Origin of the sequence: Micromonospora sp. NPDC005206, from assembly GCF_040608175.1 — a bacterium.
Classification (GTDB): Bacteria; Actinomycetota; Actinomycetes; order Mycobacteriales; family Micromonosporaceae; genus Micromonospora.
This window is the reverse complement of the sequence record NZ_JBEXHU010000019.1, coordinates 46,717-69,681: the sequence shown is the minus strand read 5'-3', so window position 1 is coordinate 69,681 and position 22,965 is coordinate 46,717. Positions and strand designations below refer to the sequence as shown.

The 22,965-nt window shown below is 70.8% G+C and carries 19 protein-coding genes; 9 read left to right on the top strand and 10 right to left on the bottom strand.

Going from position 1 to position 22,965, the window contains the following annotated elements; translation table 11 throughout:
* Window positions 1-140 precede the first annotated feature (140 nt).
* Entirely contained in the window at window positions 141-1,697 is a 1,557-nt protein-coding gene (locus ABZU69_RS27010; protein ID WP_354967122.1) for a hypothetical protein, read from the top strand.
* A gap of 81 nt (window positions 1,698-1,778) precedes the next feature.
* On the opposite strand, the gene rplI is transcribed toward ABZU69_RS27010, so the two are convergent.
* From rplI to rpsF, 4 genes are all read right to left on the bottom strand, one after another.
* Window positions 1,779-2,225 (bottom strand): 50S ribosomal protein L9, encoded by a 447-nt coding sequence (gene rplI / locus ABZU69_RS27005; protein ID WP_354967121.1) that lies wholly within the window; start codon window positions 2,223-2,225, stop codon window positions 1,779-1,781.
* Between the two features lie 14 nt (window positions 2,226-2,239).
* On the bottom strand, window positions 2,240-2,479 hold the full coding sequence (gene rpsR, locus ABZU69_RS27000; protein WP_013289355.1) for a 30S ribosomal protein S18: 240 nt from the start codon (window positions 2,477-2,479) through the stop codon (window positions 2,240-2,242).
* 41 nt (window positions 2,480-2,520) lie between these two features.
* A complete protein-coding gene (locus ABZU69_RS26995) occupies window positions 2,521-3,060 on the bottom strand; it encodes a single-stranded DNA-binding protein (RefSeq protein WP_172899022.1) in 540 nt (179 codons plus the stop codon).
* A gap of 78 nt (window positions 3,061-3,138) precedes the next feature.
* Window positions 3,139-3,429, bottom strand: a complete 291-nt coding sequence (gene rpsF, locus ABZU69_RS26990) for a 30S ribosomal protein S6 (RefSeq protein ID WP_074315517.1) — start codon at window positions 3,427-3,429, stop codon at window positions 3,139-3,141.
* 638 nt (window positions 3,430-4,067) lie between these two features.
* Between rpsF and ABZU69_RS26985 the strand changes: the two genes are divergently transcribed.
* Both ABZU69_RS26985 and ABZU69_RS26980 read left to right on the top strand, forming a co-directional pair.
* On the top strand, window positions 4,068-4,859 hold the full coding sequence (locus ABZU69_RS26985; RefSeq protein ID WP_354967120.1) for a deoxyribonuclease IV: 792 nt from the start codon (window positions 4,068-4,070) through the stop codon (window positions 4,857-4,859).
* Window positions 4,856-7,165, top strand: coding sequence for a hypothetical protein (locus tag ABZU69_RS26980; protein WP_354967119.1), 2,310 nt, complete (start codon window positions 4,856-4,858; stop codon window positions 7,163-7,165). Before ABZU69_RS26985 ends, ABZU69_RS26980 begins: the two co-directional genes overlap by 4 nt.
* A gap of 65 nt (window positions 7,166-7,230) precedes the next feature.
* Here ABZU69_RS26980 and ABZU69_RS26975 read toward each other — a convergent pair whose 3' ends face one another.
* The 3 genes from ABZU69_RS26975 to ABZU69_RS26965 all read right to left on the bottom strand — a co-directional run bounded on the left by ABZU69_RS26975 (window position 7,231) and on the right by ABZU69_RS26965 (window position 12,406).
* Window positions 7,231-8,736 carry a glycosyltransferase 87 family protein gene (locus tag ABZU69_RS26975; RefSeq protein WP_354967118.1) on the bottom strand — a complete coding sequence of 502 codons (1,506 nt, stop codon included), beginning with the start codon at window positions 8,734-8,736 and terminating at the stop codon, window positions 7,231-7,233.
* Between the two features lie 125 nt (window positions 8,737-8,861).
* Window positions 8,862-11,759, bottom strand: a complete 2,898-nt coding sequence (locus ABZU69_RS26970) for a transglycosylase domain-containing protein (RefSeq protein WP_354967117.1) — start codon at window positions 11,757-11,759, stop codon at window positions 8,862-8,864.
* Window positions 11,760-11,956: 197 nt separating this feature from the next.
* Window positions 11,957-12,406, bottom strand: coding sequence for a DUF5318 domain-containing protein (locus ABZU69_RS26965; RefSeq protein ID WP_354967116.1), 450 nt, complete (start codon window positions 12,404-12,406; stop codon window positions 11,957-11,959).
* A gap of 175 nt (window positions 12,407-12,581) precedes the next feature.
* Here ABZU69_RS26965 and ABZU69_RS26960 point away from each other — a divergent pair, with 175 nt between their 5' ends.
* The gene (locus ABZU69_RS26960) at window positions 12,582-13,220 is read left to right on the top strand and encodes a PadR family transcriptional regulator (protein WP_354967115.1); all 639 of its coding nucleotides are present in this window, start codon (window positions 12,582-12,584) and stop codon (window positions 13,218-13,220) included.
* Between the two features lie 23 nt (window positions 13,221-13,243).
* Window positions 13,244-14,323 (top strand): inositol-3-phosphate synthase, encoded by a 1,080-nt coding sequence (locus ABZU69_RS26955; RefSeq protein WP_354967114.1) that lies wholly within the window; start codon window positions 13,244-13,246, stop codon window positions 14,321-14,323.
* Window positions 14,324-14,401: 78 nt separating this feature from the next.
* Here the strand turns inward: ABZU69_RS26955 and ABZU69_RS26950 are convergent, their stop codons facing one another.
* Window positions 14,402-14,881, bottom strand: a complete 480-nt coding sequence (locus ABZU69_RS26950; protein WP_354967113.1) for a methylated-DNA--[protein]-cysteine S-methyltransferase — start codon at window positions 14,879-14,881, stop codon at window positions 14,402-14,404.
* Window positions 14,882-14,921: 40 nt separating this feature from the next.
* A complete protein-coding gene (locus ABZU69_RS26945) occupies window positions 14,922-15,254 on the bottom strand; it encodes a hypothetical protein (protein ID WP_354967112.1) in 333 nt (110 codons plus the stop codon).
* A 146-nt stretch (window positions 15,255-15,400) separates the two neighbouring features.
* Between ABZU69_RS26945 and ABZU69_RS26940 the strand changes: the two genes are divergently transcribed.
* Window positions 15,401-15,943, top strand: a complete 543-nt coding sequence (locus ABZU69_RS26940) for a hypothetical protein (RefSeq protein WP_354967111.1) — start codon at window positions 15,401-15,403, stop codon at window positions 15,941-15,943.
* 26 nt (window positions 15,944-15,969) lie between these two features.
* Complete coding sequence (locus tag ABZU69_RS26935) at window positions 15,970-17,505, top strand: SPFH domain-containing protein (protein ID WP_354967110.1); 1,536 nt, start codon at window positions 15,970-15,972, stop codon at window positions 17,503-17,505.
* Between the two features lie 67 nt (window positions 17,506-17,572).
* On the opposite strand, the gene ABZU69_RS26930 is transcribed toward ABZU69_RS26935, so the two are convergent.
* Window positions 17,573-19,033 (bottom strand): CCA tRNA nucleotidyltransferase, encoded by a 1,461-nt coding sequence (locus ABZU69_RS26930; protein WP_354967109.1) that lies wholly within the window; start codon window positions 19,031-19,033, stop codon window positions 17,573-17,575.
* A 127-nt stretch (window positions 19,034-19,160) separates the two neighbouring features.
* On the opposite strand from ABZU69_RS26930, the gene murJ reads away from it, so the two are divergent.
* Together murJ and ABZU69_RS26920 are read left to right on the top strand one after the other, a co-directional pair.
* Window positions 19,161-20,912 (top strand): murein biosynthesis integral membrane protein MurJ, encoded by a 1,752-nt coding sequence (gene murJ / locus ABZU69_RS26925; protein WP_354967217.1) that lies wholly within the window; start codon window positions 19,161-19,163, stop codon window positions 20,910-20,912.
* A gap of 443 nt (window positions 20,913-21,355) precedes the next feature.
* Window positions 21,356-22,963 carry a protein kinase family protein gene (locus tag ABZU69_RS26920; protein WP_354967108.1) on the top strand — a complete coding sequence of 536 codons (1,608 nt, stop codon included), beginning with the start codon at window positions 21,356-21,358 and terminating at the stop codon, window positions 22,961-22,963.
* Window positions 22,964-22,965 lie beyond the last annotated feature (2 nt).

Genomic DNA, 22,965 nt, shown 5'->3' with positions numbered 1-22,965 from the left:
CTGCGGATATGCGGTCCCCAGCCTGTGGAGGAGAATATTTCGGTCGGGCCTGTGACACGATCGTCCCGTACTATCTCCAGCGAACGGCTACACCTGGACAGCGGATTACGCTTTCGGTTCAGAAGGGTCACACTCCGGCCGTGAGTTACCGGGACTGGGGACGCGGGGAGGGCAGCCCGCGCGAGCGCCGGCCGACCGCCTCGTGGGGTGAGCGCGTGCCACCCCTTCCGGTCGACCCGTACGACGAGGACGGGCGCTATCGCACCTCCAGCCGTCGGCGTGCACTGGATCGGGGGCAGGACGAGCCGGTCGACGCCTACCTGCCCCGGTGGGCACTGGAGTCGGGGGTCCGGCACGCGGACGGCGGTGGCCGTCACGCCGCCCCGGATGACGACGAGGCCGAGCCCGAGCTGCCGAGTTCCGGAGCCGGCTGGCGGGCCAGCGAGACGACGAGCACCCGGCGGCTGGTCAGTGAGACGGGTTGGCGGGAGCGACCGGCGATCGGCGCGGCGCCCGACTCGGACCACACCCGGGAGTGGACGCTCGACCGTCCACAGGAGCAGGGGTACGCCGGCCGCCGGCGTGCCGACTCGACGGAGGAGGAGCCGGTCTCCGGCGCGGTCCCGGACCGCCGTCCCCGGCGTGCGCCCGCCGGCCGCCCGCAGGTGATCTGGTCCGGCGGTGACCTGGAGCCCGCCCCGGCCGAGCCGGTGCCCCGCTGGGAAACGGAGCGGCCCACCCGGCGCAGCCGTCGTGCGGAGGAGTCCTGGACCCGTCCGGCGGCCGACCCGTGGGAGCGCGGATCCGACCCTGCGCCTGAGCCCGACCCGTCGTACGCGCCGGCGGTGGACCCGTGGGACGCCTCGGGCGTGCACGCGTGGCCGCCGGTGGCCGAGGCGGATGGCACGGACCTGAGTGGGCAGTGGGCGCAGGCGGAGAGCATCGGTGGTTGGGAACGGTCCGACCGCACCGGCCAGTGGGAGCGGTCCGCGGTCGAGGACGACCAGTGGGACCGGACGCTGGCGCCGCGCTCCGACCGGTCTGTGGCGGCCGAGGGTTGGCCGCCGAGCGGGGACGACCGGTTCTGGTCCGGCACTCGGCTGGCCGGTGACGACCCACGCTGGATGGATCTGTCGACGTCGGCACCCCGGTCCCCGGTGGTGGGTTACACCGCCCCGCGCCCGCGGAGCGCTCCCGTATCCCGTGGTGCTCCCGTGCCCCGTGGTGGTGGGCCACGACGTCGGGTGGACCAACCGCCGGTGGGGGTGGCCTCGGTGCGCCGGCGGGTCGAGTCCGTGGCGACGGGCGGCTGGGCGCGGCGCCTGGAGGACGACCTGCTGGACCCGGATCCGGGTGGGTCCATCCGGCCGCTGCTGTACACCGCCGCCTGTTACCTGTTGCCGGCGGTGCTGGTCTTCGTCTGGTTGCTGACCCTGGGCAGCCAGGCACCGGCCGGGTGCGTCACCGACATCAGCGGAGGCGGGTGCGACTCGCCCCGGTCGCGTGCGTTGGAGTCGCTGCTCGCTGGCTCGCCCCGCTTCGGGCTGGCGCTGGTGAGCAGTCTGGTGGTGGCGGCGCTGCTGCGTCGGGTCGGTACGACGTGGCGCTCGGCCACCATCGCGCTCGCCGCCGCGGTGGTGGGCGGGGGCCTTTCCACGGTGTTGATTAGCGCGGTGACCGGTCAGGCGATCGGCTGACCGGGCGCGGGCCCGACGACGGTACGCACGAGGGCCCGCACCGATCGCTCGGCACGGGCCCTCGTGGTGGTGTCGCTGGTGTCAGCCCTGAACGACGTTCAGGTTGAACGACGCGGTCACCTCGGGGTGCAGCTTGATCTTCACCGGGTAGGTGCCGGTCGACTTGATGTGACCCGGCACCTCCAGCCGGCGCCGGTCGAGGACCGGGCCACCGGAGGCCTTGACGGCGTCGACGATCTCGGCCGAAGTGACCGAGCCGAAGAGCCGACCGCCGTCGCCGGCGCGGGCCTTCATGTTGACCTTGAGACCCTCGAGCTGACCCTTGACCTCGTTCGCGTGGTCGAGGTCGCGGATCTCGCGGGCCGAGCGGGCCCGCTTGATGACCGTGACCTGCTTTTCCGCGCCCTTGGTCCAGGCGATCGCGAAGCCCTGCGGCAGCAGGTAGTTACGGCCGAAGCCGTCCTTGACCTCGACGATGTCGCCCGGGGCACCGAGGCCGGACACTTCCTGAGTCAGGATGATCTTCATATCGGTGCCTCCTCTCAGCGGGTGGTAGCCGTGTACGGCAGGAGCGCCATCTCACGGGCGTTCTTGACCGCACGGGCGATCTGCCGCTGCTGCTGCGAGGTCACGCCGGTCACCCGTCGAGCGCGGATCTTGCCGCGGTCGGAGATGAACTTGCGCAGCAGCGCGGTGTCCTTGTAATCGATGTAGGTGATCCCGTCCTTGTCGAGCGGGTTCACCTTCTTCTTCGGCTTGCGAAGTGCCGCAGCCTTGGCCATTGCTCGTGCTCCTGGTTTGCGATCGCGGGCGCTCGGCGCCATTAGAACGGGGGCTCCTCGTCGAAGTTGCCGCCCGAACCGGCACGCGCGGGAGAGGGTGCGGCCGAAGCCCAGGGGTCGTCGAAGTTGCCTCCGCCGCCACCCTGACCACCACCGCCGCCGCTACCGCCACCGAAGCCGCCACCGCCACCGCCGGAGCGGGACATCTTCTGCACCTTCGCCGTGGCGTAGCGCAGCGACGGGCCGATCTCGTCGACCTCAAGCTCGATGACGGTGCGCTTCTCACCCTCGCGGGTCTCGTAGGACCGCTGCCGGAGCCGGCCCGACACGATCACCCGAGCGCCACGCTGCAGCGACTCGGCGACGTGCTCGGCGGCCTGCCGCCACACGGTGCAAGCGAGGAACAGCGGCTCGCCGTCCTTCCACTCGCCCGACGCCTTGTCCATGAAACGGGGCGTCGAGGCGACTCGGAACTTGGCGACCGCCGCCCCGGAGGGGGTGAACCGCAACTCGGGGTCATCGGTCAGATTGCCGATGACCGTGATGGTGGTGTCTCCTGCCATGACCATCTCCTCGCGCACTCAGCGTCTCGTCGTACAGGCTCCCAGAGCCGTATGACAGAGCCGCGGAGGCTGATCCGGGCGAACCGGGTTGAATGCTTAGCGCATCTCCGGCCGGATGACCTTGGTGCGCAGCACGGACTCGTTGAGCCGGAGCTGACGGTCCAGCTCGGCCACCGCGGCAGGCGTGGCCTGCAGGTCGACGACGGCGTAAATGCCCTCGGCCTTTTTGTTGATCTCGTACGCGAGGCGCCGGCGGCCCCACACGTCGGTCTTCTCAACCGAGCCACCCGCGGTCCGGATCACGTTCAGGTACGTGTCGAGCGACGGGGCGACGGTGCGTTCCTCGAGGCTGGGGTCGAGGATCACCATTACTTCGTAATGACGCAAGACGTGCTCACCTCCTGTGGGCTAAGCGGCCACGGTCCTTCCGTGGCAGGAGGTCGTGCGTCGCTGCCCGCACGTACCGGGGGAACCCGGCCGGACGCGGACAACCTGACCAGGATACCCGGTCCGAACGATCATGCCTGTGGTGGTGGGGCCAGCGCCCGGACGTGCCGACGGGGGCCCACCGTCCGACCGTCACCGGCCGGTGGTGGACCCCCGTCAACGAGGCCGCGGGGCGTCCCGTCCGCATTCCTTGGGTGGGACCTGGGGAGGAACGACCACACCGATGAGGTTGGACCGAAGACGCCCCGCGGAGCTTTATCGTGTTGTTATCTGACGATACAACGGCTCTCGTACCTTGTCGGGGGAAAAAGCACAAATTTCCGAGATTCTTCATCGGTCGGATCTGATGTGCCCGGGGGGTCACCCCCGCCACGCCGGGCCGCGCGGCGGGGGTGACCTCGTTGTCGGTCCGTCGACCACCGGTTGCCGTACGCGGCGGTCACGCCATCGACGGCACCGGCGCTGGCCGCCGACTCAATCCCATCAACGATCGTCGGTCCGTTCGGTGTCGCCGTCGACGGCGTCACCGCACCGGCCGGTCGCCCCACCCGTCGGGGTCGCGACGTAGGCTCGCTCGCATGCGTATCGGAGCCCACGTCGATTCGACCGACCCGCTGACGGAGGCGACCGCCCGGTCCGCCGACACCGTGCAGTTCTTCCTCTCCGACCCGCAGGGGTGGAAGGCGCCCAAGCCCCGGGAGGACGCCGAACGGCTGCGCGCCGCCGAGGTCGACCTGTACGTGCACGCGCCGTACGTCATCAACGTGGCCACCCTCAACAACCGCATCCGGATCCCCAGCCGCAAGCTGCTGCTCGGGCACGCGAACGCGGCCGCCGCGATCGGCGCGAAGGGCCTGATCGTCCACGGCGGGCACGTCAACGCCGGGGACGACCTGGCCGTGGGCTTCGACAACTGGCGCAAGACATTCGCGTACGCGGCCGACTCCGGCGGCTTCGGCGTCCCCGTCCTGATCGAGAACACCGCCGGCGGCGACAACGCGTGCGCCCGTCGACTGGACGCGCTGGCCCGCCTCTGGGACGCCATCGGCGACCACGAGGTCGGCTTCTGCCTGGACACCTGCCACGCGTACGCCGGCGGCGAGGAACTGCTCGGCCTGGTCGACCGGGTCAAGGCGATCACCGGGCGGATCGACCTGGTGCACGCCAACAACTCCAAGGGCGCCTTCAACTCCGGCCAGGACCGGCACGACAACCTGGACGGCGGGACGATCGACCCGGAGCTGGTGGTGGCGGTGATCCGCGCTGCCGGCGCGCCAGTGGTCGTCGAGACACCGGGCGGTGTCGCCGGCCAGGCCGCCGACATCGACTTCCTCCGCCAGCAGCTCGGGACGGAGAGTACGGCAGCATGACGACCGGCCAGCCCGGGACCGGAAGCGCCCGGCCCACCCCCACCGGGGACGCCCGGATCCGGCCCGCGATCCCGGCCGCCGCCGGCACCCCCACCCCGGCGGCGCGCACCGCCGCCACGGCCTCCGGCACCACGACCGCCGCCGCCGGCACGGACCACACGGTCAGCGGCGACGGTACGAGAGCCAGCATCGTCACCAACGACGGTACGAAAGCCGCCACCGCCAGGGACGACGACCCGAAGCCCGGCTCCACGAAGCACGACGGCCCCGAGCCCGGCTCGGTCGGGGACAGCGCGGCCGAGGACAGCGCGGCCGAGGACAGCGCGGCCACGGACAGTAAGGCCAAGCCCGGCGCGGCTACGGGCGGTGCGGAGAAGGATGGTGCCGTCAAGGAACGCGCGGGCAAGGACGGCGCGGAGAAGGACAGTGCCGCCGAAGGCGATCCGGCCGAGAGCGGCGACGTAGCCAAGGGCGGGAAGACCGGCGAACCAGACGGTCCGGTGAAGGCCGACGGTGAGGCGAAGTCGGCGGGATCCGAGCGCTGGGAGGCGTTCGCCTCCGCGCCGGAGCCGGTGCCCTCCCGGCTCAGCCGGTCGGCCCGCGCCGTCGGCCGGTACCTGATCCACGAGTGGACCCTGGCAAGCCTCGGCGCGCTGGCGCTGGCCGTGCTGATGACCTGGCCGACGCTGCGCTACCCGCGCTACACCCTCCCGCAGGACTACTGGGATCCGAGCCTGCAGGCGTGGCAGATGGCCTGGTCCGGGCACATCCTGCTGACCGAGCCCGCGCGCCTGTGGCAGTCCAACACGTTCTTCCCCGAGCTGTGGAGCTTCGCGTTCTCCGACACGCTGCTCGGCTACGCCCCGGCCGGCATGCTCGGCAGCGGCCCCGAGGACGCGGTGCTGCGCTACAACATCATGTTCGTGCTGGCGCACGCGCTCGCCACGCTGGGGGCGTACGCGCTGGCCCGGCAACTCGGCGCGGGCCGGATCGGCGCCGCGGTCGCCGGCGTCGCCTACACCTACGCGCCGTGGTTGCTGGCCCAGGCCGGGCACCTGCACGTGCTCTCCAACGGCGGGATCCCGCTGGCGTTGGCCATGCTGGCGCGTGGGCACGGCTGGTCGCTGCGGCACGGCTACCGGCCCGAGCGCCGGCACGACGGCTGGGTCTACGCCGGCTGGCTGGTGGCGGCCTGGCAACTCAGCCTCGGCTTCGGCATCGGTCTGCCGTTCGCGTACTTCCTGGCCTGCGCGGTGCTGGTCGCGGCCGTCCTGTTCTACGCGCGGCGACTCCGCACCGGCCAGGCCCTGCCGTTCGGCCGCCGGCTGCTCGTCGCCGACGGGGTCGGCGGGCTGCTCTTCGCCGGGGTGGGTCTGCTGATGGCGATCCCGTACTTCAAGGTGACCGAGCTGCACCCGTACGCCGAGCGCACCATCGGTGACATCAGCATCTTCTCGCCGCCGGCGTCCGGCTTCGTGACCGCGCCCGCGGAGTCGCGGATCTGGGGCGGGCTGCACGAGGGCGCCCGAGCGGCGCTGCCGTGGCATCCGGAGATGACCCTGCTGCCGGGCTTCGTGCTGTACGCGCTGGCCGCCGGCGGGCTGTTCTTCTCGGTCTGGCGGCTGCGGCACCGGCTGCTGCTCCTCGCCGGGGTTCTGCTGACGATGGCCTTCGCGATGGGCACCCGCTTCTTCGACGGCGCCTTCACCTACGTTCCGCTGTTCGAGCACGCACCCGGCTGGAACGCATTGCGTACCCCCGGCCGGTTGATGCTCTGGACCACGCTGCTGCTCGCCCTGCTCGCCGCGGGCGCGGTCACCGCCCTCACCGAACGGGTCCGCGACCTGGCCGCGCAGCGGATCCCGTCCTGGCCGGGGCCGTGGCTGCGCCTGGCCACCCTGCTGCCGCTGCTGCTGGTCACCGTCGAGGGCCTGAACACCACCCCGCATCCGGTGGTGCCGACCCAGCCGGCCGCGCTGCGCACGGTGGAGGGGCCGCTGCTGGTGCTACCCAGCAACCAGAGCCTGGACCAGCACGTGATGCTCTGGTCCACCAGCGGATTCCCGGACGTGGTGAACGGCGGCAGCGGCTTCACCCCACGCCAGCTCGACGACGTCCGCCGGGTGACTCAGTCGTTCCCCGACCAGACCAGCGTCGACTACCTGCGCACGCTCGGCGTCCGCACTGTGGTGCTGCTGCGCGGACAGGTCGCCGGGACGCCGTGGGAGATCACGATCGACGCCCCGGTCGACACGCTCGGCATCACCCGACAGGAGATCGACGGCGCGGTGGTCTACCGGCTCTGACGCAGCTGGCTTCTGGGGCGGGTTTGCGGGGAGCCAGCCCGGCACCGGGCCGTCGGGCTTGTGGATCAGGTGATGGTCGCGGGTTCGGGTGCGGGCTTGTTGATCGTGGTTCGGCGCCAGCGGTCCAGCCAGGGGGCATCCGGTGCGCCGTCGAGCACGCCGCCGTCCGGATCGTCGGCATAGGTGGCCCGCACCGCGTCGCGCTCGGGGTGCAGGATCTCCCGGACGACCAGCACGCACAACACCACCACAGTGGTCAGCCGCAACGTGGCGGCCAGCACGAACACGCCCTCCGGGAAGACCGGTCGGCTGGTCGCCGCGCCGAGGAGCTCGCCGTAGAAGGCGACGAAATAGCAGACCTCGGCGAACTGCCAGGCGAGGATGGCCCCCCACTTCGGGCGGGCCAGCACCACCAGTGGCAATAGCCAGAGCACGAACTGCTGGGACCAGACCTTGCTGAAGATGAGGAACGCGGCGACGACCAGGAAGGCGAGCTGGGCGAGCCGTGGTCGGCGGGGCGCCCGCAGCGCCAGGACCGCCACGCCGAGGCAGGCCAGCCCGAACAGGGCGTACGAGACGGTGTTGAGGGTCGGGATGTTGGCGTTCAGCCACTCGAACGGGCCGAGCCGGGCGGGGTCGCCACCGACCTTGCCGTCGAGGTAGCGCCCGATGTACCAGAGCGTGCCCCAGTCGATGGGCCGGGTGCTGTTCAGCTCGAAGAACCGGTCCCAGTTCTCCCGGTACGCCAGCGCCGGGTGCAGGTTCACCAGCACCAGGGCGGCGATCGCGCTGCCGACCGCGATGAGCGCGGCCCGTAGGCGGGCGGCCCGCAGCGCCAGCACCAGGATCGGGCCGAGGATGAACAGTGGCCAGAGCTTCGCCGCGCCGGCGAGGCCGAGCAGCACGCCGGCCACCGCGGGTCGTTTCCGGGCCCAGGCCAGCAGGCCGAACGCGGCCAGGCCGATGGCGAGCAGGTCCCAGTTGACGGTGGCGGTGAGCAGCAGCGCCGGGGCGAGCGCGAACAGCGCCGCGTCCCAGGGTCGTCGACGTCGCAGCGCCAGGATCACCGCCACGGTGGCCACCGCGAGCGCGCCCAGCACCAGCGCGTTGAGGTTGTAGAACCACTGGCCCTGGTTGATGCTCGGGTCGCCGTCGCCGAGGGCGTGCACCGGCAGGCCCAGCGCCCCCATGAAGTACCCGGTGAGTACGGGGTACTCGACGGGGTGGTCGCGGTAGGGCACCTTGCCCTCGTTGAGCCCCTCGGCGTAGTAGAGGGCGAGCACGTCGGTGTAGCAGAAGCGGGTGTACTGCTCGTTGTCCTGCCAGGCGCCGTCCTGGCACGGCGACTTCTGCACCCAGTGCAGAGCGAGCGTGAGGCAGACCAGTGCCAGCACGATCCGGACTGCGGTCCAGAACCGCCGCTCCCCACCGGCCGGCCGGTCCAGTGCCGTCGCGTGGTCGCCCAGGGGCCCACCGATCATGCCGGAGATGCCGCGGACGAACCCGTCGGAGCGGGACGGGTTGTCGGTGGTTCCGGCGTCGTCGATGCCGGGCGTCGACTGGGTGCTCATGAAGTGGCATCCTGCCGTACGACCGGGGTGCGCGTCCCGTCCCGGCGCGCGGATCCGGGTACGGAAACGCCGTCGCCGGCCGGACAGGTCGTCCGGCCGGCGACGGCGTCGTGTAACGGTGCGGGTCAGTCCCGGTTGGTCGGTGGCAGGCCGGGCAGCAGCCCGCCGCCGTTGCCGCCTGTTCCAGGCCGGCCTGGATCGTTCGGGTTGATGCCACCGTTGTTGCCGTCGGTGCGCGGGCAGAACGGGTTGGTCAGCGGGTCACAGGGTTGACCGGGCTGACCAGGCTGACCGGGCAAACCCGGCTGGCCAGGCAGACCCGGAATGGTCGGCGGAGGCGGCGCCTCGCCGTTGCCGGATTCCTTGTCGCCGATGTTCGCCGCCGGCGGGAAGTCCAGCTTCTCCTTGCCCTGCAGCGCCTCGTCCATGAACCGCTCCCAGATGTCACCGGGGAGGTTGCCACCGCTGACCTTGCGGCCGTCCTTGAGCTTGAGTGCCTTCCGGGCCTGCACGTTGCCCACCCATACGGCGGTGGCCAACTGCGGCGTGTAGCCGATCATCCAGGCGTCGCCGTTGTCCTCGCTGTCGCCCCTGAGTTCCCAGGTGCCAGTCTTGGAGGCGGCCTTGCGGCCGTCGTCGAGGCGGTGGTTGACGGCGGCCGGGTAGTCCTTCAGCACCGACGTCACGTCGGCCACCACGTCCTTGTCGATGCGCGGCTGGGAGTCGAGCTTCTCGCTGCCCTTGGCGACCTTTTCCCACTTGCCGGTGTTCGGGTTCTGCTTCTCCACCGAGTAGAGGAAGTGGGCCTTGTTGTAGACGCCCCCGTTGGCGAAGGTAGCCACACCGTTTGCGTGGTCCAGCACCGTGATCGGGTACTGGCCGTAGCCGACCACGTTGAAGAACGGCTCCGGGGTGATCTTCTTCGGGTCGGCCTTGGTCAGGTCGTACGCCTTAGCCGGGTTGGTGTCGGTGCGCCACATGGTGGTGACGCCGGCCTGCTTGGCCATGTCGACCACCTTGTCGGCGCCGATCTCCTCGGTGACGTAGTAGAACGGCACGTTCAGCGATTTGAGCGTGGACGTTCGCAGCGTGCAGGAATTGTGGCAGGACGGATCGTCCGTGCCGGCGTTGCTGACCTTGAACTCGGTGCCCTCCGGCGTGAAGGCCTTGCCCTTCCACCGGGACTCGAGCGCCTTGCCGGCCTTGAGCGCGGCCGCCAACGTGTAGATCTTGAAACTCGAGCCCGGCGAGTGGCCGCCGCTGATCGCCCCGGTGGAGTCGGTGTTCTTGCCGGCGTAGTCGGTGCCGGTGCCGTTGTCACCGCCGTAGTACGCGAGCACCCGACCGTTCTTCGGGTCGACAGCGACCACCGCGGCCATCAGGTTGCTCGGCTGACCCGCCAGCTCGGAGCCCTTGGTCTTGCGCTGGGCCGTCTCGACCGCGGCCTTCTGGATCTTGGTGTCGATGGTGGTGCGGATCCGGTAACCGCCGGCCATCAGCGCCTGGGAGCAGAGCGGCTTGGCTTCGGTCACCAGCGTCTCCTTGTCGACGCAGATACCCCTGTCCCGCATCTCTTCCCGGACGTAGTTGATCACGTTGCCGTACGGGGTGTTGACGCCGAAGTCGATCCCGATGCCGCCCTTCTTCTGGGCCTTGATGTTCTTCGGGTAGGCAACGGGCCGCTCCGGCTTGCCGGGCACGCCCAGCCAGCCCTCCTTGACCATGCCCTCGATCACGTAGTTCCAGCGGTCCTCCGCGGCGGGCCGGTTGATCGCCGGGTCGTACCCCTGGTGGGTGGCACTCGGCTCTGGCTGCTTGATCAGGGCCGCGAGCACCGCGCCCTCGTCGGGCTTGAGATCCTTCACCGACTTGCCGAAGTAGGTCTGCGCCGCCGCTTCGATGCCGTACGCGCCGCGGCCGAAGTAGATCACGTTGAGGTAGTGCTGCATGATCTGCGGCTTCGTGTACTCGTCGTTGAGCTTGGAGGCGAGGATCGCCTCCTTCACCTTCCGGGCGTAGGTGTCGTCCTTCAGGTTGTCGTAGGCGTTGCGCGCGTACTGCTGGGTGATGGTGGAGGCACCCTGCTTGTCGCCGCCGGAGAGGTTGTTCCAGCCGGCCCGGGCGATGCCCTTGTAGTCCACACCGGAGTGCCGGTAGAAGTTCCGGTCCTCGGCGGCGGCCACCGCGTTCTGCACCCACTCGGGAATCTGGTCGATGGTGACCAGGGTGCGGTTCTGATCGCCCACCTTGGCGATGGGGGTCTTGTTGTCGAACGCGTACAGGGTGGTCGCCTGCGGCGGGGTGATCTCGTCGGGCAGCACCACGTTGGTTGAGTAGTAGGTGAACCCAACCACGCCGATGCCGGCGAGCATGATGAAGACCGCGAACCCGGCGATCAGCAGGTTGATCCGCTTGCGCTTCTTCGCCCGCGCCGCCGCGCCGGGGTCACCCGGACCACGGCCGCCCCGGCCACCGCGACCCGGACCGTTCGGCCCGCCAGGCCCGCCGGGGCCACCCGGGCCGCCGGAGACCGGTGAGACGCTCGCCCGGGCGACCGCGGCCCGGCCACCCACGGATGCCGACCCGACACTGGCCCGGCCCGCCGAGGCGGCGCCGACGGACGCGGCGCCGACCGTGGCCCGACCGGCCGGCGCGCCCGGCGCCGGGGACACGGGCACCGAGGCCCGGCCCGCGCCGGCACGACCGGCGGCCACGCCGGGTGCCGGTGACACCGGCACCGACGCCCGCCCGGCCCGGCACGGCACGGCCGAACCCACCGAGGCGGATCCGGCGCGCGGTGGCACCGCCGCCGAGGCACCCACCGAGGCACGCCCACCGGCGGCCCGCGGTGTCACCGAGGCGCGACCGGGAGACGCTGCCGACTCCGGTGCGGACCATCCGCTCCCGCGGGAGTCGCCACCGGATCGGCGGTACGCGTCGTCCGCGCCCGGTCCGGGGTCGCCGTCCGGGCCCGGGTACTGGGCACGCCCGCGCGCAGAACTGGGATCGCCGTACGAGTTCATTCCTCACACCCTGCCGGTCGCGGTGGGGCGCCACTGCGCCGCCACCGGGTTGCCGTGAGTTGCTTCACTCGGGACGCCGGCACGGGGGTGCCGGTTCACCGGGGTCATTGCAGTATCAATCGGGCCAATCAGACCAACGAGCAGTCGACCGTCCCGGGTAACGTCTACGGCCCCGGGGCCGGTCGAACCAGCTGAGATCACCGTTGCGCCTCTCGCCTCCGCCGGCCGGCGCCACCGGCGCCCGCCGCGTCCTGCTCACTGGTGCCGTCGACCTCGCCGGTGAGACCGTCCCGACCGAGCAGGTACTGCTCGACGAGATGGTTCCAGTCACAGCCGAGGCACACCTCCACCACGAAGACCTGGAACTCACGCAGCGTCATCGCCAGCACGGGCAGCTCGGCCAGTGTCCGCGCCTGACCGGCGGACTGCTTGAGTTCGTCACCGTAAATGTAGTGGACGAGTGTCAGGTTCTCACTGCGGCAGATCGGGCAGCGCCGGTCGGTCGGTTCGCCGTGGAACCGAGCGGCGTTCTTCAGGTACGGCGACGCGTCGCAGACGTCGTACGTGCCGACCCGGCCGGCCAGGAACTCACGCAGCACCGCTCGCTTCTGGAGCGAGTAGTCGACGACCTGGCGCTGCGTACGCATGCGGAGAAGGGTACGCGGTCCGGCCCGACCAGGCGACCACGGTAACGATCCGTGACGACAGCATCCCGGAATGAGGGTTTGCCCTGGCATCCGTGACCCGCTAACGTGCGATGTATCGGTCCGATACATCGCGGCGGTTACCACTCCGTGCCGGGGGTAAAGAGAGGGTGGCGCAGTGCTCGAGTTCGCCATCCTCGGCCTCCTGCAGGAGTCTCCGATGCACGGCTATGAGCTGCGCAAGGAGCTGACCGCCAAACTCGGTGCGATCCGGGCGGCGATCAGCTACGGCTCGCTCTACCCGACCCTACGCAGGTTGCAGGCGGCGGGATGGATCACCGAAGCCGCCGAGACACCCGCCACCGCCGAGGAGGTTCCCGCGCTGACCAGCCGACGAGGTCGGGTGGTCTACAAAATCACCGCGGAAGGCAAGGAACGCTTCGCCCAGCTGATCGCGCAGGCCGGGCCCGAGACGTACGACGACACGGGCTTCGGAGTGCACTTCGCGTTCTTCGCCCGGACCGACCAGGCGACCCGACTCCGCATCCTGGAGGGTCGCCGCCGCAAGATCGAGGAACGTCGCGAAGGACTTCGTGACGTGCTGGGCCGGGCGGCCGAGCGCCTCGACGCTTACACCCTGGAACTGCAGCGCCACGGCCTTGACGCCTGTGAGCGTGAGGTCCGCTGGCTGGAGGAGCTCATCGCCAACGAGCGCTCCGGCCGAGCCCCGACGGTCCCGCACATCGGGACGGCCGGTGGCCGACGAGAAGACAACAGCCCGCCTCCGCCTGGAGAGACCAGGAAAGAGCGGCCGTGACAGAAAAGAAGGAGGCAGACGCTATGGGCTCCGTCCGCGTCGCCATCGTCGGTGTGGGTAACTGCGCCTCGTCCCTTGTTCAGGGCGTCGAGTACTACCGGAATGCCGACCCGAACGACCGCGTCCCGGGTCTCATGCACGTTGCCTTCGGCGACTACCACGTCTCCGCCGTGGAGTTCGTCGCGGCGTTCGACGTGGACGCCAAGAAGGTGGGCATGGACCTCGCGGAGGCGATCGTCGCCAGCGAGAACAACACCATCAAGCTCTGCGACGTGCCGCCGACCGGCATCAGCGTGCAGCGTGGTCCGACCTTCGACGGTCTGGGCCAGTACTACCGCGAGATCGTCGAGGAGTCCGACGCCACCCCGGTCGACGTGGCGCAGGCGCTGCGCGACGCGCAGGTCGACGTCGTCGTCTGCTATCTCCCGGTCGGCTCCGAGCAGGCCGCCAAGTACTACGCCCAGGCGGCGATCGACGCCGGCTGCGCGTTCGTCAACGCCCTGCCGGTCTTCATCGCCTCCGACCCGGAGTGGGCGAAGAAGTTCGAGGACGCTGGCCTGCCGATCGTCGGTGACGACATCAAGAGCCAGGTCGGTGCCACCATCGTGCACCGGGCGCTGGCGAAGCTCTTCGAGGACCGCGGCGTCGAGCTGCTGCGCACGTACCAGCTCAACTTCGGCGGCAACATGGACTTCATGAACATGCTGGAGCGCAAGCGGCTGGTCTCGAAGAAGATCTCGAAGACCCAGTCGGTCACCTCGCAGATCCCGCACGAGATGAGCAAGAGCGACGTGCACATCGGCCCGTCGGACCACGTGCCGTGGCTCGACGACCGCAAGTGGGCGTACATCCGCCTGGAGGGCCGCTCGTTCGGCGACACCCCGCTCAACGCCGAGCTCAAGCTCGAGGTGTGGGACTCTCCGAACTCGGCCGGCGTCATCATCGACGCGGTCCGCGCCGCGAAGATCGCACTGGACCGGAAGATCGGCGGCCCGATCCTGTCGGCCTCGTCGTACTTCATGAAGTCCCCGCCGGTGCAGTACGCCGACCACGACGCCCACCAGGCCGTCGAGGAGTTCATCGCCGGTGAGGTCGAGCGCTGACCCGCTGACCACCAGCACGCCGAGGGCCGGGTCCGTACGGACCCGGCCCTCGGCGCGTTCACCAACGGTCCGGGTCGGTCAGGACCAGGCGCGTTGCAGGGCCACCCGGGCCTCCAGCTCCAGCAGGTGCACCTTGCGCGGCAGGCCACCCCCGAACCCGACCAGCTTGCCGCCGGCGCCGACGATCCGGTGACACGGCACGATCACCGGGACCGGGTTGCGGTTGCAGGCCACACCAACCGCCCGTGCCGCCCCGGGGTCGCCGACCACGCGCGCCACCTCGCCGTACGTCGACGTCTCGCCGTACGGAATGCGGGTCATCTCCCGCCACACCGCCCGCTCGAACTCCGAGCCGCGCGGAACCGACACCGGGACGGTGAACGCAGTCAGCTCACCGGCGAAGTACGCCCGCAGCTCGGTGACGGCCTGCCAGGACAACGGGTCGGTGGGCTCGTCGACCGCGGCGTCCACCCGGCCGAAGTGCGTGCCCTGCACGCTCGTGCCGTCGGTGGCCACGGAGAACTCGCCGATCGGTGAGTCGAGCACGGTCCAGTGCATCCACCCATTGTCCCTGTCGCGGACTTCCTTGCCGGCCCGGCTACCAGCGTCGGGCCGAACGCCACTCCTCGGCTGCCCGGTTCGCCGCAGCAGCAGCGGCCCGCTCGGCGCGGGCGCGGTCGCGATCGTGGAAGCCCAGGTACAGCTTGCGGCCGGCGAAGAAGGGCAGCAGCAACGCCGCGTAGAAGATCGTGACGTGCCCCTCGCCGGTGCCCAGCAGGTAATAGGCGTAGTAGCCGGCGAGCACAGCGCCGATACCGGCCAGCACCCGGTCGACCCGCGAGGTGGTGGCGAAGGAGGTGACCGCGACGCCCAGCAGCACGACCGCGGTCAGCGCCAGGCCGATGATGTAGATGGTGATCACGACAGCCACGGCAGGCCCTCTCGTTGCGGACAGACCGGAGCGATCAACCGGCGGCGCAGAAGATAACGTGCCAAGGTCCGTCGGCGCTGCCCCTTTTCGATCAACACCAGCGGCCCGGATCGGCAGATCATCTTCGCGCCCCGCTGACCGCCGAAATGTTGCGTGATTTCGATACCGTGCAGGTCGTGGCCACGGGGACGCTCATCTTTCTGATCATCGGCGGGGCGGGTGTCGGAGTGCTGGCGCTCGCCCTGCTCGGCGGCGAGCTGCTGCACTTCGGGCACGCCGACGTGGACGGGCCGATCTCGACCGAGACGGTCGCCGGCTTCGCCGGGGCGTTCGGCTTCGGCGGGGCCATTGTGAACGAACTGCTCGGCGCGGGTACCCCCGGCATGATCGCGGGCGCCGCTGCCGGCGGCCTGGTCGCCGCCGTGCCCACCGCGTGGTTGGCGTCCCGGCTGAGCCGGGCGGCGCGGAACATGCGCACCGACCCCACCCCCACCCGGGACGACCTGGTCGGCGCGCTCGGCCTGGTGGTCACCCCGGTACCCGCCGACGGCTACGGCGAGGTCCGGGTACGCGTCGCCGGCCAGCCGGTCAAGCTCAACGCCCGCGCCGACCAGCCGATCCCGGTCGGCGCCCAGGTCTTCGTCGTGCAGGCACTCAGCGAGACCAGCGTGCACGTCGAGACCTACTGACTCCTTCTCGAAGACGGGACTCCTTCATGCCCCTGTTAATCGCCATCGGCGGCGCGGTCCTCCTCGTGCTCGTCCTGGTGTTCTTCGTGCTCTCCCGGATCAAGGTGGCCGGGCCGAACGAGGCGTTCATCGTCACCGGCCGCAAGGGCCGCACCACGCAGACCGCCGACGGCGGCCGGTCGACCGACATGTCCGGCCAGAAGGTGGTGCTGGGCGCCTCGGTCTTCGTGCTGCCGGTGGTGCAGAAGCTCCAGTCGCTCGACCTGTCCAGCCGGCGGATCGACGTCGGCATCCGGGGTGCGGTGAGCAAGCAGGGCATCCGCGCCGACCTGCACGGCGTCGCGATCGTGAAGGTCGGCGGCACCGAGGACGCGATCCGGGCCGCCGCCCAGCGGTTCCTGCACCAGCAGGACGAGATCGACAACTTCACGCGGGAGGTGCTGGCCGGTGCGCTGCGCTCGATCGTCGGCCGGCTCACCGTCGAGGAGGTCATCCGGGACCGGGCGGCGTTCGCCAGCGCGGTGGCGGAGGAGGCCGAGCACTCGATGACCAACCAGGGCCTGGTGCTGGACACGTTCCAACTCCAGGACATCCTGGCCGAGGGCTCGTACCTGCAGGACCTGGGTCGGCCCGAGGCCGCCCGGGTGCTCAAGGACGCGGCGATCGCCGAGGCGCGGGCCCGGCAGCAGGCCGAGCAGGAGCGGCTGCTCGCCGAGGAGGCCATCGCCGAGGCGAACCGGAACCTGTCCCTCAAGCAGGCCGGCATCCAGGCGGAGATCGACGCGGCGAAGGCGAAGTCGGCGGCGGCCGGGCCGCTCGCCCAAGCCGAGCGAGACCAGGCGATCCTCTCCGAGCAGCAGAAGGTGGCCGAGCGCAACGCCGAGCTCAAGCAGCGCCAGCTGGACACCGAGGTACGCAAGCCGGCCGACGCCGCCCGGTACAAGGTGGAGCAGGAGGCCGAGGCGGCCCGCAACGCGGCGGTGCTGCACGCGGACGCGCAGCGGCAGGCGGTCATCGCCGCCGCCCAGGCGTCCGCGGAGCAGGCCCGGCTCACCGGTGAGGGCGAGCGGGCCCGGCGGGCCGCGCTCGCCGAGGCGAACGCGATCGAGGGCGCCAAGGAGGGTGAGGCCGAGCAGCGCCGGCGCTCCGCGATCGCCGAGGCGGTGGAGCGGGAGGGTCAGGCCGAGGCGGCGGCCATCCTGGCGAAGGGACAGGCCGAGGCGGACGCGATGGCGCGCAAGGCGGAGGCGTTCGCCGCGTACGGGGAGGCGGCGGTGCTGGACCTGCTGGTCAAGGTGCTGCCGCAGGTTGTCGAGGCGGCCAGCGCACCGATCGGGGCGATCGACAAAATGACCGTCATCTCCACCGACGGCGCGTCGTCGCTGACGAAGTCGGTGGCCGGCAACGTGGCACAGGGGCTCCAACTGGGCAGCGACCTGACCGGGATCGACCTGGCCGGTCTGCTCGCCCGGCTCGGCTCGGCGTCCAGCGCGGTCGGCAACGGCACCTCGGCCGGCAAGGGCACCACTTCGGTGGACGGGACGGCCGTCGAGACCCGCTGACGCCGTACGCCGACAGGCGCCGCTCCCGGGTTCGGGGGCGGCGCCTGTCGTGGCGGGTCGGCTCCGGTCAGTCGATCAGGCCCTCGGCGCGGGCCCAGCGCAGCAGCTCCGCCTCGGCGGCGTCGCGGTCCAGCGGGCCGTGCTCGAGGCGCTGCTCCTTGAGGTGCTTCCACGCCCGTCCCACGACCGGCCCCGGCGGTACGCCCAGCAGCTCCATGATCGCGTTGCCGTCCAGGTCGGGGCGGACCCGGGCCAGGTCCTCCTCGGCCGCGATCCGGGCGATCCGGTCCTCCAACGCGTCGTAGTCCGCGCCGAGCTGGGCGGCCTTACGCCGGTTGCGGGTGGTGCAGTCCGAGCGGGTCAGCTTGTGCAGCCGGGACAGCAGGTCACCGGCGTCGGCGACGTAACGGCGTACCGCCGAGTCGGTCCACTCGCCCCGGCCGTACCCGTAGAAGCGCAGGTGCAGCGCGACCAGCGCGGTCACCTTCGCGGTGATGTCCTTCGGGTAGCGCATCGCCTTCATCCGGGCCTTGGTCAGCCGGGCGCCGACCACCTCGTGGTGGTGGAAGCTGACCCGGCCGTCGGGGCCGACCGCCTTGGTCGCCGGCTTGCCCACGTCGTGCATGAGGGCCGCCATCCGCAGGATGAAGTCGCAGCCCTCCTCCTCGAAGGAGACCGCGTTCTCGACGACCGTCAGCGTGTGCTCGTAGACGTCCTTGTGCTGGGCGTGCTCGTCGATCTCCAGCTTCAGCCCGGTCAGCTCCGGCAGGAACCGCTCGGCCAGACCAGTGTCGACCAGCAGCCGCAGCCCGGTGATCGGGTCGGCGCCGCAGAGCAGCTTGGTGAACTCGTCGCGGATCCGCTCGGCGGTGATCCGGTCCAGGTCGGCGGCCATCCGGCCCATCGCCGCGTGCACGTCCGGGTGCACGGCGAAGCGCAGCTGAGCGGCGAACCGGGCGGCCCGCAGCATTCGCAGCGGGTCGTCGCCGAACGACTCGCGGGGGTCGGCGGGGGTACGGATCACCTTGGCCGAGAGATCGTCCAGCCCGCCGTGCGGGTCGGTGAACCGGTGCTCCGGCAGGCTGACCGCCATGGCGTTGATGGTGAAGTCGCGCCGCCTCAGATCCTCGGTGAGGTTGGTGCCGTAGACCACCACGGGGTTACGGGTGACCTGGTCGTACGACTCGGCGCGGAAGGTGGTGATCTCCAGCCGGAGGCCGTCGCGCTGTGCGCCGATGGTGCCGAACTCCCGACCGGTCTCCCAGATCGACTCGGCCCAGCCCTTGATGATCCGCAGCGTCTCGTCGGGGTGCGCGTCGGTGCAGAAGTCCAGGTCGTCCCCGAGCCGGCCGAGCAGCGCGTCCCGCACCGAACCGCCCACCAGGTGCAGCTCGTGACCGGCACGGACGAACCGTCGGCCCAACTCGTCGGCGACCGGGGAGACCCGGAGCAGTTCGGCGACGGCGTTGCGCTGGGCGCCGGTGAGTTCGCGGCGGTCGGCGGCGTGTGGAGCGGAGGATTCGGACATGGGATCGCCAGACTATCGGGCCCGGTCCGCATCCCCTCCGCCGGGCGCGGGTAACAGGCACCGGTTGACTAAGGTCTGTGACGTGCGGGTCGGTGCCCGCCTCGACGTACCCACTGGGAGGCTGGAGATGAGCGGCGGGCTCTACCGCAGCGCGAACGCCGCGCACGACGGCGGGCCCGGCGCACGCCCGGGGGACGGCGCCACCTTCATCTCCGCCGAGCCGCTGAACCAGCCGGCCATGGAGTCGACCGCGCCACCCCAGGAGCAGGTGGCCGAAGCGAGCGCGGCGACCAACAGCGCGGTCATGGCGATCGGCAGCCTGGTCAGCCGGGGCACGGGCTTCCTGCGGACCCTGGTGCTGACCGCCGCGCTCGGTGGCGCGCTGGTGGGTGACGCGTACACCACCGCGCAGATCCTGCCCGGAATGGTCTACGAGTTCCTGCTCGGCGGAATCCTCACCAGCGTGCTGATCCCGGTGCTGGTCCGGCGTCGCCGGTCCGACGCCGACGCTGGCCAGGCGTACGCCCAGCGGTTGCTGACCCTCGCGGTGCTGACCCTGGCCGCGGCGGCGCTGTTGGCCGTCGTCTGCGCCCCGGTGCTGACCTCGCTGGCGGCCAGTGACAAGGCGGGCGAGGACTACCAGGACCTGGTGACCGCACTGTCCCGCCTGATGCTGCCGATGATCTTCTTCAGCGGCCTCAGCGCCCTGATCAGCGCGGTGCTCAACACCCGAGGGCACTTCGCCGCCCCGATGTGGGCGCCGATCCTGAACAACGTCGTGGTGATCGCCACCGCCGGGCTCTACATCGCGATCTTCGGCGCCGAGATCATCCGGCCGGAGGCGATGACCCCCGGGCGGGTCCTGCTGATCGGTGGCGGCACCCTGCTCGGTGTGGCGATCCAGGCGATCGGCCTGCTGCCGGCGCTGCGCAAGGTCGGCTTCCGCTGGCGGTTCCGGTTCGACTTCCGGTCCCTCGGGCTGCGCGAGCTGGGCCGGCTCGGCGGCTGGATGTTCTGCTACGTCGCGGTCAGCCAGGTCGGCCTGATCGTGCTGTTCAACCTGCTCAGCCGGGCGGGCAAGGAGAACGCCGCCGGCCCGCTGATCTACAACAACGTGTTCCTGCTGCTGATGATGGCGCACGGCATCATCGCCGTCTCGATCATCACTGCGCTGATGCCCCGGATGAGCGCGGCCGCCGCCGACGGGCGGTACGCCGACGTCGCCGCGGACCTGTCCCGCGGCACCCGCACCGTCTCGGCGGTGCTCGCACCCATCGCGGTCTGCTACGCGGTGTTGGCCACCCCGCTGGCCGTGGCCCTGTTCCGCTACGGGGCGTTCAGCGACGAGAACGCGGCGGACACGTCCCTGGTGCTGCTGCTGGCCGCGCTGGCGCTCGTGCCGTTCGCGATCAGTCAGCTCTTCACCTTCGCCTTCTACGCTCTGCCCGACACCCGGACCCCGGCGCTGATCAACATTCCGGTGGTGGCGTTGCGGATCGGTGTGCAGGTGGTGCTCTTCGTCGCCTTCGCCGCTCACTTCGCCGCGGCCGGCATGATGATCGGCAACGCGGTCTCCTATGTGGCTGCGGCGTTCGCCTCGGCGTGGCTGCTGCGCCCCAGGATCGGCCGGATCGGGATGGGCGCGATCCTGCGTACCCTCGGCCGGGTGGCGCTCGCCGCGTTGGGTTCCGCTCTGGTCGGCCTGCTGGTGGTGAATCTGCTGCCTGGCGGCGACACGCCGAGCCGGGCCCAGGCCGTTATCCAGCTCGTGATCGGCGGCGTGGTGATCGGCGGTACCTACCTGGGGCTGGCCACGCTGCTGCGGATCGGGGAGATCACCGAGGTGGTCGGCATGGTTCGCCGCCGGATCGGTCGCTGAGCGCGAACGTCCACCTACGAAAAGTCGTACCTGCACGGATCGTGACCGCGGATCACCAGGCTGGGGATGCACTTGTGGATAACTCCGCGATTCGCCGGTCAGCCACCGAATCACCTGTGGATAACTGGCCGTACGGCTGAGCGTGTCGATCCGATCGGCGGGAACACGCCCGCTGACGGGAGCACCAACCTGGGTCGGCCCCGGCGTCGGTCACTTGCGGTGAAGCCGTAGATTGGCTAGTACATGTGCCAGCAACGTGGCTGACAACGGTCGTAACCGGACGACTTCTCCGACTCCCGGCACCCCGCCGGGTACGGCGGGAAGTTGACATGTCGGAGAGACGGGCAACCCGGGTAAGGTCGCTCTCGACGGGTACGGCAGGCGCCGACGCTGCGCGTCGACACCGGTCGGCCGGTTCCTTCGACGGCAGAGCGGGAAGCCACATGCCCAGCAGTGCGGGTCCATCGATCGACACGATCACCGAGGGAGGACGGGTGACCCAGGTCGGCGAGGGTCAGGAGGCGGACGAGAGCGCTCCGCCGCTCATGACCTTCGGTGCTCCCACGGCCGGTGAAGTCCTCGCCGAGCGGTACGAGCTGGTCGAGCACATCAACAACGACAGCGCGGGTCGGCTGGTCTGGCGTGGGATCGACGTCATCCTGCGCCGTCCCGTCGCGGTGGTGCTGCGCTACCCGGGTGGCGACTCCGCCACCGAGATGCTTCAGGCCGCCGTCGCGGCCAGCCGGGTCATCCACCCCAACCTGGTCGGCGTCTACGACGCGATCGACGAGGCCGAGCGGGCGTACGTGGTGCGCGAGTGGGTGGACGGGCAGTCGCTGCGCGACCTGGCGACCGGGGGCCCGCTGGACCCGGCCCGGGCCACCGCGATCGGCAACGCCGTCGCCAGCGCGCTCGCCGCGGTGCACGCCACCGGGATGGTGCACGGCAACGTGCACCCCGGCACCGTGATGATCAGCGACGAGGGCCGGGTGGTCCTTGCCGACGCGCGCACCGACGGCGCCGACAGCCAGGAGAACGACATCCGGGCGGTCGGCGGGATCCTCTACTTCGCCCTGACCGGCTACTGGCCGCACGCCGAGGCTCCGCTGCACGGCGCCACCGCCGGGCACGGCCGTGCCGCGATCCCGGACGCGGTCCGGGACGCCAGCGGCGGCATCGCGGCCCCCCGCCAGGTTCGGGCCGGAGTGCCCGCGTACCTGGACGACCTGACCATGGATCTGCTCGACGCCGAGATCGCCCCGCCCTCGTCGGACGTGCTCGCCGCCGAGTTGGCCCGGCTGGACGTGCCGGCCGAGGAGGAGCACTACCTCGACAACAGCGGGCCGTTGCGGTTCACCGCCGACACCGAGGAGGAGCCGTCGCCGCTGGCCGCGGCCGGCGGTCGCAAGGTCGCCGTGGGCATCGCCGGTCTGCTGGCGGTCGCCCTGGTCGGTCTGCTGATCGGGATCAGCGCGCTGGGCGGCGATGACGAGGACCCGCAGGGCAGCGCGGGGGCCGCTCCCACCGCCAGCGCCCCGGCCGGCGAGGTCACCCCGGCCGCCGCCACGGTGCGGAAGCTGACCGTGACGGGCGTCCGGATCATCGACCCGGACAGCACGAAGCGCAACGAGCTCCGCGACGCCGACAAGATCATTGACGGTGACGAGGACAAGGGCTGGGAGACGGACACCTACGACCGCCGCCCCAACTTCGGCAACCTCAAGAAGGGCATGGGCGTCTGGCTCGATCTGGGCGAGCCGCACAGCGTCAAGTCGGTGCAGGCGGTGCTCTCCGCGACCGGCGCCTCCGCCCAACTCCTCGCCGGCACCGGCAACCCGCCGTCGACCTCCAACGGTGACAAGCAGGTGGTGGCGAACTACAAGACCGCCATCGGGCAGCCGTTCGAGGACCACGACGGCACCACCATGACGTTCAACGGCTTCGACGCGGACAAGAAATACCAGTACCTGCTGTTCTGGATCACCGAACTGCCTCCGGCCGAGGGCGGCTTCAAGCTGGGGGTGCAGGAGATCACGGTCCAGGGGTCGTGAGC

Bases quoted from the DNA above. Each gene is read 5' to 3' on its own strand.
- rplI (WP_354967121.1), bottom strand. From the start codon at position 2,225: ATGAAGATCATCCTGACTCAGGAAGTGTCCGGCCTCGGTGCCCCGGGC.
- rpsR (WP_013289355.1), bottom strand. From the start codon at position 2,479: ATGGCCAAGGCTGCGGCACTTCGCAAGCCGAAGAAGAAGGTGAACCCG.
- ABZU69_RS26985 (WP_354967120.1), top strand. From the start codon at position 4,068: ATGCGTATCGGAGCCCACGTCGATTCGACCGACCCGCTGACGGAGGCG.
- ABZU69_RS26980 (WP_354967119.1), top strand. From the start codon at position 4,856: ATGACGACCGGCCAGCCCGGGACCGGAAGCGCCCGGCCCACCCCCACC.
- ABZU69_RS26975 (WP_354967118.1), bottom strand. From the start codon at position 8,736: ATGAGCACCCAGTCGACGCCCGGCATCGACGACGCCGGAACCACCGAC.
- ABZU69_RS26970 (WP_354967117.1), bottom strand. From the start codon at position 11,759: ATGAACTCGTACGGCGATCCCAGTTCTGCGCGCGGGCGTGCCCAGTAC.
- ABZU69_RS26965 (WP_354967116.1), bottom strand. From the start codon at position 12,406: ATGCGTACGCAGCGCCAGGTCGTCGACTACTCGCTCCAGAAGCGAGCG.
- ABZU69_RS26955 (WP_354967114.1), top strand. From the start codon at position 13,244: ATGGGCTCCGTCCGCGTCGCCATCGTCGGTGTGGGTAACTGCGCCTCG.
- ABZU69_RS26950 (WP_354967113.1), bottom strand. From the start codon at position 14,881: ATGCACTGGACCGTGCTCGACTCACCGATCGGCGAGTTCTCCGTGGCC.
- ABZU69_RS26940 (WP_354967111.1), top strand. From the start codon at position 15,401: ATGTTGCGTGATTTCGATACCGTGCAGGTCGTGGCCACGGGGACGCTC.
- ABZU69_RS26935 (WP_354967110.1), top strand. From the start codon at position 15,970: ATGCCCCTGTTAATCGCCATCGGCGGCGCGGTCCTCCTCGTGCTCGTC.
- ABZU69_RS26930 (WP_354967109.1), bottom strand. From the start codon at position 19,033: ATGTCCGAATCCTCCGCTCCACACGCCGCCGACCGCCGCGAACTCACC.
- murJ (WP_354967217.1), top strand. From the start codon at position 19,161: ATGAGCGGCGGGCTCTACCGCAGCGCGAACGCCGCGCACGACGGCGGG.
- ABZU69_RS26920 (WP_354967108.1), top strand. From the start codon at position 21,356: ATGCCCAGCAGTGCGGGTCCATCGATCGACACGATCACCGAGGGAGGA.